The sequence below is a fragment of the Mesorhizobium sp. M7A.F.Ca.CA.003.01.2.1 genome (genome assembly GCF_003998945.1).
In the GTDB taxonomy this organism is placed as follows: Bacteria; Pseudomonadota; Alphaproteobacteria; order Rhizobiales; family Rhizobiaceae; genus Mesorhizobium; species Mesorhizobium ciceri.
Map to the genome: position 1 here is coordinate 1 of NZ_RZRA01000098.1, position 8940 is coordinate 8940.

Annotated in this window: 8 protein-coding genes and 1 pseudogene; 6 read left to right on the top strand and 3 right to left on the bottom strand. The window is 63.8% G+C overall.

Annotated features, from left to right (window positions below; genetic code table 11):
• Nucleotides 1-306: pseudogene (locus EN969_RS06620) on the top strand (anti-sigma factor); the annotation flags it as partial.
• Nucleotides 296-1732, top strand: a complete 1437-nt coding sequence (locus EN969_RS06625; RefSeq protein WP_127419036.1) for a S8 family serine peptidase — start codon at nt 296-298, stop codon at nt 1730-1732. The pseudogene EN969_RS06620 and the gene EN969_RS06625, both read left to right, overlap by 11 nt.
• Here EN969_RS06625 and EN969_RS06630 read toward each other — a convergent pair.
• Together EN969_RS06630 and EN969_RS06635 are read right to left on the bottom strand one after the other, a co-directional pair.
• Nucleotides 1729-2238 (bottom strand): hypothetical protein, encoded by a 510-nt coding sequence (locus EN969_RS06630; RefSeq protein ID WP_013528257.1) that lies wholly within the window; start codon nt 2236-2238, stop codon nt 1729-1731. The two genes, EN969_RS06625 and EN969_RS06630, sit on opposite strands and share 4 nt — an antisense overlap.
• 23 nt (nt 2239-2261) lie before the next feature.
• A complete protein-coding gene (locus EN969_RS06635) occupies nt 2262-3080 on the bottom strand; it encodes a class I SAM-dependent methyltransferase (protein ID WP_063169816.1) in 819 nt (272 codons plus the stop codon).
• Between the two features lie 78 nt (nt 3081-3158).
• Here EN969_RS06635 and EN969_RS06640 point away from each other — a divergent pair, with 78 nt between their 5' ends.
• Nucleotides 3159-4067, top strand: a complete 909-nt coding sequence (locus tag EN969_RS06640) for a LysR family transcriptional regulator (RefSeq protein WP_063169815.1) — start codon at nt 3159-3161, stop codon at nt 4065-4067.
• Between the two features lie 119 nt (nt 4068-4186).
• On the opposite strand, the gene EN969_RS06645 is transcribed toward EN969_RS06640, so the two are convergent.
• A complete protein-coding gene (locus EN969_RS06645; protein ID WP_013528260.1) occupies nt 4187-5209 on the bottom strand; it encodes a substrate-binding domain-containing protein in 1023 nt (340 codons plus the stop codon).
• A gap of 361 nt (nt 5210-5570) precedes the next feature.
• Here EN969_RS06645 and EN969_RS06650 point away from each other — a divergent pair, with 361 nt between their 5' ends.
• The 3 genes from EN969_RS06650 to EN969_RS06660 form a co-directional block, all read left to right on the top strand.
• Entirely contained in the window at nt 5571-6926 is a 1356-nt protein-coding gene (locus EN969_RS06650; protein ID WP_013528261.1) for an ABC transporter substrate-binding protein, read from the top strand.
• A 228-nt stretch (nt 6927-7154) separates the two neighbouring features.
• Complete coding sequence (locus EN969_RS06655; protein ID WP_063169814.1) at nt 7155-8168, top strand: sugar ABC transporter permease; 1014 nt, start codon at nt 7155-7157, stop codon at nt 8166-8168.
• Nucleotide 8169: 1 nt separating this feature from the next.
• The coding region (locus EN969_RS06660) for a carbohydrate ABC transporter permease (RefSeq protein WP_164758162.1) at nt 8170-8940 on the top strand (771 nt) is incomplete at its 3' end.

Here is an 8940-nt window from a genome sequence, read left to right on the forward strand (position 1 = left end):
GTGCAGTCGTTTGTCGAACCCGGCGGAAAGGGCAATGATTTCGAGATTGCCGGCGCGCAAGACGATCTGGCGAAAATGCCGTACGCCCTGGTCAAGTTCAAGCCGGATGCGAAGATGTCGGACATTTCCGCCTTCCTCGGCAGCAACGGGCTGAAGATCGTCGGCGGACCGACCGCCGACGGCGTGTTCCGGCTTGGCATCCCGGCTGCCAACGCAGCCGACTACACCAGGCAAATCGGCCTTGTTGCCGCCCAGGCTTTCACGGAGACTGTGATCGAGGGAAGGAAACCGGTTGATGGCGGCTGAGGCGGTCATTCGATTTGCGGCAATGCTTGCGGCGGCGATGACAATCGTCGCCGTGCCCGCGTCGGCGCAGACCAACGATCCCAATCCCGACCAGACGAAAATCGACTGCCGCGACGGGACCAATGCGGCAGGCGCCGACTGCGCCAAGGATGGCAGCGACACAGAGGGCGGATCGGATGCGGCGCAATCCGGCGCGGTGTTCCTGCCGGCCCTGATCGTCGACCTGTTTCCCAACCCGGCGGCGCCCCCGCCCCCTGTGCCGACGCCACGGCCCGAACCGGCGACGCCGCCGGCCGACACTCAAGCCGGCCCCCCGCCCGGTGGCCCGATCGTCTCGCCGACCGATCTCATTGCCGTTCAGCCGCGGCGCGCGGTGGTTGGCGATTTCGTGCCCGACGAGGTGCTGGTGACCGTCGACGGCGATGCCGGCGCTGTCCAGCAGATCGCCGCCTCCTTCGGCCTGCAGGTGCGCTCGCAGCGCCAGTCGCGGCTGCTTGGCACCACACTGGTGCGCTTCGGCATTCCCGACGGCCGGCCCGTCGGCGTCGTGCTGGCGCAACTGGCCGCCGACGGCCGCACCCAGCGGCGCGAGCCCAATCACGTCTATTCGCTGCAGCAGGCCGCCGGCATCGTCAACTATGCGTTCGACCGCATTGCACTCGATTCCAAGCAGGCCAACGGAGAAAACGTCCGCATCGCGGTGATCGACACCGGCATCGACGACACCAACCCGGCGCTCTCGGGCGTCATTGCCGGGCAGTTCGACGCCATGCCCGACGTGCCAATCGAAAAGCGCGATCACGGCACGTCGATCGACGGGCTGATCGCCGGCGTCGGCGCGCTGGAAGGCATGGCACCGGGCGCAAAAATCTATCACGCCCGCGCCTTCGAGGACGGCAAGTCGACCATGGACGTCATCCTGTCGGCGCTCGACTGGGCGGCGGAACAGGACGTGCGCATCATCAATATGAGCTTTGTCGGGCCGAAGAACGATTTGCTCGGCGTCGCCTGCCGCAATGCCCGCGCGCTCGGCATGGTGCTGGTCGCCGCAGCCGGTAACAACGGGCCGAAGGCGCCCTATGGCTATCCGGCCGCCTTCGATGGTGTCGTCGCGGTGACCGCCACCGATGCCAAGGACGGGCTGATGCCGCAGGCCAATCGCGGCGCCTATGTCTTCATCTCGGCACCCGGCGTCGAGATGGTGGCGCCGAGCGGCGCCGGCTCGGATGTGGTCACAGGCACCTCGTTTGCCGCGGCGATCGTGAGCGGCGCCATCGCCAATCTCATCCATGCCGCGCCCGATCGCTCGGCCGACGACATCGAAAAGGCGCTCGCGGCAACGGCCAGGGATCTCGGCCCCAAGGGACGCGACAATGATTTCGGCTACGGCCTGCTGGACATCAAGGCGGCGGCGGCAAAGGACTAGTCTGCGACAGTCCAAGCCGCGGCTTGCGGAGGACGCACCAGAAAATAGAACGCGACGATGTGCGTGATCATCAGCAGCGGCACGTAGATGATCGGGATCGCGTAGGTGGCGCCCAGTTCGCCCGCACGCTGGGGGAGGCCGACCTGGATGGCGTGGTAATAGTCCACGATGAGGTCGACCGTCCCGACCAGATTGAAGGCGACGACGAGCGCCCAGAAGAGCTGAGGTATCCTCACCGTGAGCAGCGCCAGCATGGCCAGCACTCCTGTTGCAAGGTCGCCGTAGGCAGCAAACACGGCAAAGCCGGCAGGCAAATCGGGGCTGACGACACCCGGAACGAGGAAGACCAGCCCGAAGAAGCGGAAGCTGTGCAGAGCGGCAACAGCGCGCTGCGCCGCGACCCGGTCCATCGACCTGAGCCACGGCAAACCGTATGTAGCGAAGCAAAGCAGCCACGCGACATAGCCCAGAACAAGATGGATTTGGAATAGGACTTCGGTGGACATCTGGCCTCCTCTCGACAATTGGTTCATGCGGCCTCGAACACTGCGGTCAGGATACCGAGCCGACCTTGCATAAGATTTCGTCCGAGGTTGGCCGCAAGCTCAGCGAAGTCCGGTCCCATCACCACGCCGAGATTGGGCGAAGGCGGCGGCCCCGACGCGCGCAACTGTGCGAACCACGCCTTGGCGGCGTCGGTGTCGTCTTGCCATGCCAGCATGCGGAAGCTGGCCGGTTCGATCGCCTCGCGCGTCGCACCGGCTGTTAGGAGAAAGCTCGTCGCCGGCGTTCTCGCCCAGGGAAGCGGATAGTGCGGCTCGCCTCCAGACAGCACGACGTCGTATGTGGCAAACCTGCCGCCTGGCTTCAGCACGCGCCGAATCTCGCTGTAGAGCAGCGTCCGGTCAGAGATGTTCATCGCCACGTGCTGCAACAGCACCGCGTCGAAACGGCCATCGTCGAATGGGAGCTCCAATGCGCTGGCGGTCTGGAACGACAGCTGCCCGCTCTGTCCCGTGCGCTCGGTCAGATAGCGCGCGGCATCCACGAAAGGCTCGCTGAGATCCACGCCAGTAACCCGGCAGCCATAGGTCGCAGCCAGAAAGCGCGCCGGCCCACCGACGCCCGAGCCGACGTCCAGTATCGACATGTCGGCAGCGATCCCCGCCAATTGGGCAAGCTCGGCGGTGGCAGCTAGCCCACGGGTGTGAAACTGGTCGAGAACGCCCAATTGTTGGGGCGTGAGGAGCTGGTCCTCCGGGCCGAGGGCAGCCAACACCGTCTTCAGCCGCTCGGTCAGGCCCGTCGCGCGATAATGGTCGCGTACCCCTTCAAGTTCATCGGTCATCGCATGATGTCTCCTAGGTTCAGCTCATACCTAGGCCCACTTCCATAATTCGACTACCCGGCGTAATAACAACAACCTATGAAGCAGAACTACACAGTCCGACATGGTGCGCTGGAGGGCATCGAGGCGTTCCTGGCTGTCGCCAGGCACCGCAACTTCCGCCGCGCCGCAGCGCAACTCGGCGTGACACCGTCCGCCGTGAGCCAGGCGGTGCGCGCGCTGGAGGCACGCATGGGTGCGGCGCTGTTCGTCCGCACGACACGGAGCGTCGGCTTGACCGAGCCTGGCCAGCGGTTCCTCGATCGTGCCGGCCCTGCTTTCGAAGAACTCGTCGCGGCCGGCGAGGCCGTGCGTGACATCGGCCAACGGCCGACCGGTCTGCTGCGCCTGTCCGTGCCCCGCGCTGTCGTGCCGTTGATCCTGGAGCCGATGATCGCGTCGTTCTGCCGGGCTTACCCCGAGATCGAGCTGGAGATCGCCGCGAGCGACGAGATGGTCGATCTCGCGGCCGGCGGGTTCGATGCCGGCATCCGTCTCGGCCAGTTCATTGCGGTCGACATGGTCGCGGTGCGGCTAACCCCATCGTTTTCGTTCGTGGTCGTCGGCAGCCCTGACTATCTCAAACGCCACGGCCGCCCCGAACGCGTCGACGATCTGCGCAACCACGCCTGCCTGCGCTTGCGCCGTTCGAATGGCGCCATAGCGCCCTGGGCTTTCGTCGACGGCAACGAGACGATCGAGGCGATGCTCTCAGGCCCGCTGATAGCGCACGATTATCCGACATTGCTCGGGGCCGCGATGCGGGGCGTCGGGCTGGCGCAGACGCCTCGACCAATCGCTGAAGCTCCGATAGCCGAAGGTAAACTGGAACCGATGCTGGACGGCATCGCCGCCACGACGCCGGGCGTCTTCCTGTATCATCCCGGCAAGCGCCAAGTCCTGCCGAAGCTGCGCGCCTTCATCGACCACCTCAAATCCGCGGCGTGAGATGTCGGAATCCGGCCCCCTTGCGGTGGTCTCGCTACTGCCGGCGTCGGGCGAGATTGATGCGGCGTGAGTGTCGCGTCTCAACTCGATCCCGCAGAGCACATGGCTTTGATCTCCAGCTACGCCGGCGCACCGGCGACTGACCCTCTCACCACCAGGTCGACCGGCCAGACCTCGCCTCGCGCGCCCTCCTCCAGTCCTGAAATCCGTGCCGCCAGCCGCTCGGCGACACGGGCGCCGGCGAGACGGATCGATGAACGCGTCGTCGACAGCGGCACCGAGAAATTCTCCGGCCTCAGCCAGGGGAAGACATCGTCATGGGCGATCAGCGAGACGTCGCCCGGGATGCTCAAGCCGAGGTCGCGCACCGCACGCACGACGCCCAGCGCCATGATCAGGCTGGAGCAGGCGATCGCCGTCGGCGCGTCGTCCCCTTCCAGCAAACGCCTGGTGGCGCGGTAGCCGTTCTCCTCGGTCATATCGACCGAGCAGACATGGCGTTCGATCAATGTCAGTCCGCTCGCGGCGAGTGCCCGGCGCACGCCGCGTTCGCGATGGATGGCGAAGGTCTCGCGGCCGTCACCGTTGATCAGCGCCAGCCGCCGATGACCGAGCTGGATCAGCAGCCTGGCCGCTTCGTGGAAGGCGCCCTCATTGTCGATGTCGGTGAAGGCGTAGTCGAAATCGAAGCCCTCACTGCGGCCATGGACGATGAAGGGAATGCCGAGCGTGTTGACCAGCGCCACGCGCCGGTCAGCGGGCCTTGGAGAGGAGATATAAACAGCGTCGACCTGCCGGTTGGCGACGATGCGCCGGTAGGTCGTCTCCTGGTCGTCGGCGTCGGCCGGCGACAGCACAAGGTCGAGCTCGTGCGAGCGGGCATAGTCGCCAAGGCCGGACAGGAACTCGACGAAATGCGGATCGATGTCGACGGACGCACCGGTCGGCAGGACATAGCCGATCATGCCGGTCTTGCCGGTCGCCAGCCGGCGCGCGCTCGGGTTGGGCCGATAGCCATGGCGCTTGGCGGCATCCATGACACGCCTGCGCGTCTCCTCGTTGACCTCGGGATAGCCGTTCAGCGCGCGGCTTACCGTGGTTTGCGAAAGTGCCAGCATGTGGGCGAGCTGCTTGAGGTTCACGAAAGTCTCCATTCCCTCAAAGCGCTTTTAAATTGAATCGACCCAAGTGCCACCGGGGCCGAGCCATACGAAGCCCAACCATAGACGCGGTTTGGGCATGTTTGAAACAAAAATTGCTGCTGCACTGCCATAATAGCATGCTGCGACGCACTTTTAGGGCGAAAATGCGCGAACCTAAATCGATTGATTCGCCAGCCTCTTGACTTCCCCGCGATTCAATGGCGTGATCGAAAAAGCCAAAGCGCTTTGGAAGACTCTTCGAAAGGTTGCGGTTCCTTTCCGACTGAGTCACAGTCCTGCGGCGTCGGCGGGCGGAATGGAGGTTCCGTCCGGTGTGTGAGACCCACTGGGAGGAATACCGATGAAGAAAATGCTTTTGCTGGGTGCTGCGTTTGCCACGTTCGCCCTGAACGCGCCCGCGCAGGCCGAACTGAAGTTCAAGCCCGGCGAAGACAAGCGCTTCAACTGGGCGAACTACGAAGAGCTCAAGAAAGTCGACCTCAAGGGTGAAACGCTGTCGATCTTCGGACCGTGGCGCGGCGAGGACGAAGGCCTGGTGCGCGGCGTCCTCGACTATTTCTCGGAAGCCACCGGCGTCGAGATCAAATACTCCTCCTCGGAGAATTACGAGCAGCAGATCGTCATCGACACGCAGGCCGGCAGCCCGCCGAACATCGCCGTGCTGCCGCAGCCGGGCCTCATCCAGGACCTGGCGTCGAAGGGCCTTTTGACGCCGCTCGGTGACGACACCGCCAAATGGGTCAAGGACAATTACGGCGCCGGCCAGTCATGGGTCGATCTCGGCACCTTCAAGGACAAGGACGGCAAGCCGGGCTTCTTCGCCTTCCCTTACAAGGCCGACGTGAAGTCGCTGGTCTGGTACTCGCCGGACAATTTCGAGGAAGCCGGCTACAAGGTGCCGAAGACCCAGGAAGAACTCGCCGATCTCGAAAAGAAGATCATCGCCGATGGCGGCAAGCCGTGGTGCATCGGCCTCGGCTCCGGCGGTGCCACCGGCTGGCCGGCAACCGACTGGGTCGAAGACCTGATGCTGCGCACCCAGCCTCCGGAGGTCTACGACAAATGGGTGAAGAACGAGATCCCGTTCAACGATCCGGCGGTGGTCAACGCCATCGACATTTTCGGCAAGATCGCGACCGACGACAAGATGGTCGACGGCGGCGCCAAGGCGGTTGCGGCGACCGACTTCCGCGACAGCCCGAAGGGCCTCTTTTCGGTGCCGCCGAAATGCTACCTGCACCACCAGGCATCGTTCATTCCGACCTTCTTCCCGGAAGGCACCAAGGTCGGCCAGGACGCGGACTTCTTCTACTTCCCGCCCTATGCCGCCAAGCCTGAACTGGGCACGCCCGTGCTCGGCGCCGGTACGCTGGCGATGATCACCAAGGACAGCAAGAGTGCGCGCGCGTTCATCGAATTCCTGAAGATGCCGCTCGCCCACGAGATCTGGATGGCCGAGGGCGGCTTCGTGACGCCGCTCAAGTCGGTCAACAAGGATGCCTATGCCAGCGACGCGCTGAAGAAACAGGGCGAAATCCTCGCCAATGCCTCGACTTTCCGCTTCGACGGTTCCGACCTGATGCCGGGCAAGATCGGCGCCGGCGCCTTCTGGACCGGCATGATCGACCTGGTCGGCGGCAAGTCGGCACAGGACGTCGCCACCGACATCCAGAAGAGCTGGGACGCCATCAAGTAGACGGCTGGCACGTAGACGACCAACCATTCTCGCACTGGATTCGGACCGTACCGGCCCGGATCCGACGGCGGCCCGTGCCGCAGCCTTTCGTCATGAGCGCATTGACATGAAGCGCGATCGGCAATGTGCGCAAGCCGCCGATGACGCGCTCCAAACAACTGAATCGGCGCCTGGTCCCCGTCACCAAGGTCATTCCTTGTCGGGTCATGCGCAGGGGGAGAGGGACCCATGGCGGCTCAGATTTTCTCGGCCATATTCGTCATCATCGTCGGCGTCGGCGGTTGCGTCGCCTATTTCTGGGGCGCCAACAAACTGGTCGACCTGATATTCCCGTCACGCGGCGTCGCCGGTGCCGCGGCCATCGACAATCTACGCCGGCAAGGGTTGGTCCGCCCATGGCTGTTCGTCGGCCCGGCGATGATCATCCTCACCATTTACCTGATCTATCCGGTGGTCGAGACGCTGCGGCTGTCGTTCCTCGATCGCGGCGGCATCAGTTTCGTCGGCCTGGCGAACTATGAATGGGCGTTCGGCGACCGCGAGTTCCGCAACTCGATCCTCAACAACATCATCTGGCTGGCGGTGGTGCCGGCCGCCTGCACCTTCCTCGGGCTGATCATCGCCGTGCTTACGGACAAGATCTGGTGGGGCACGATCGCCAAGAGCCTGATCTTCCTGCCGCTGGCGATCTCCTTCGTCGGCGCCAGCGTGATCTGGAAATTCATCTACGAGTATCGGGGCGAGGGCCAGACGCAGATCGGCATCCTCAACGCCATCATCCAGCATTTCGGCGGCCAGCCGCAGGTCTGGATATCGCTGCCGTTCTGGAACAATTTCTTCCTGATGATCATCCTGATCTGGATCCAGACCGGCTTTGCCATGGTCATCCTGTCTTCCGCCCTGCGCGGCATCCCCGAGGAAACGCTGGAAGCCGCCGTCATCGACGGCGCCAATCCGTTCCAGATCTTCTGGAAGATCATGGTGCCGCAGATCTGGGGCACCATCGCCGTGGTCTGGACCACGATCACCATTCTGGTGCTCAAAGTATTCGACATCGTGCTGACCATGACCAACGGCCAGTGGAACAGCCAGGTGCTGGCCAATCTGATGTTCGACTGGATGTTCCGCGGCGGCGGCGATTTCGGCCGCGGCGCCACCATCGCCATCATCATCATGATTGCGGTCATTCCGATCATGGTCTGGAACATCCGACAGGCGAACAAAGAGACGGGAGGACATTGAGATGGCCGTCGCGACCGGAAATTCCTTCGCCAGCCGCTTCGGCGTCCACATCGCCGTGCTCATCTTCGTCGCGATCTGGACCATACCGACCCTTGGCATCCTGGTTTCGTCGCTGCGCGACAAGAACCAGATCATCGCCTCGGGCTGGTGGAACTCGTTCGCCAGTTCCACACAGACGGAAGCCGGCCGGCTGCCGCCCGCCTCGGCGCAAGTCGAGAAGGACGGCAAGTTCGTGCTCGAGGGCAATATCTTCGGCGACGGCACCAAGCGCGACATCAGCGCCTTCGGAATCAAATCGGCGGCACCGACGCAGTATCCCGCCGGCACCACAGCCGATCTCGGCGACGGCGTGACCTTGCAGCTCAATGCCGACGGCAGCTTCGTCATGCAGTCCCCGAAAGCGTTCGAAGGCGATCGCGGCCAGCGCGTCTATTATGCTTCGTCGGCGCCGCCGAAATTCACCACCGATAATTACAAAACCGTGCTGTTTTCCGAAGGCATCGGACGGTCTTTCATGAATTCCCTGACCGTCACCATTCCGGCGACCGTCATCCCGATCCTGATCGCCGCCTTTGCCGCCTATGCGCTGGCCTGGATGCGGTTTCCCGGCCGGGCGCTGCTGATCGCGGTCATCATCGGCTTGCTGGTGGTGCCATTGCAGATGTCGCTGATCCCGCTGTTGAAACTCTACAACGGCGTCGGCGCTTTCTTCGGCATGCCGTCGAAGACCTATCTCGGCATCTGGCTGGCGCATACCGGCTTCGGCCTGCCC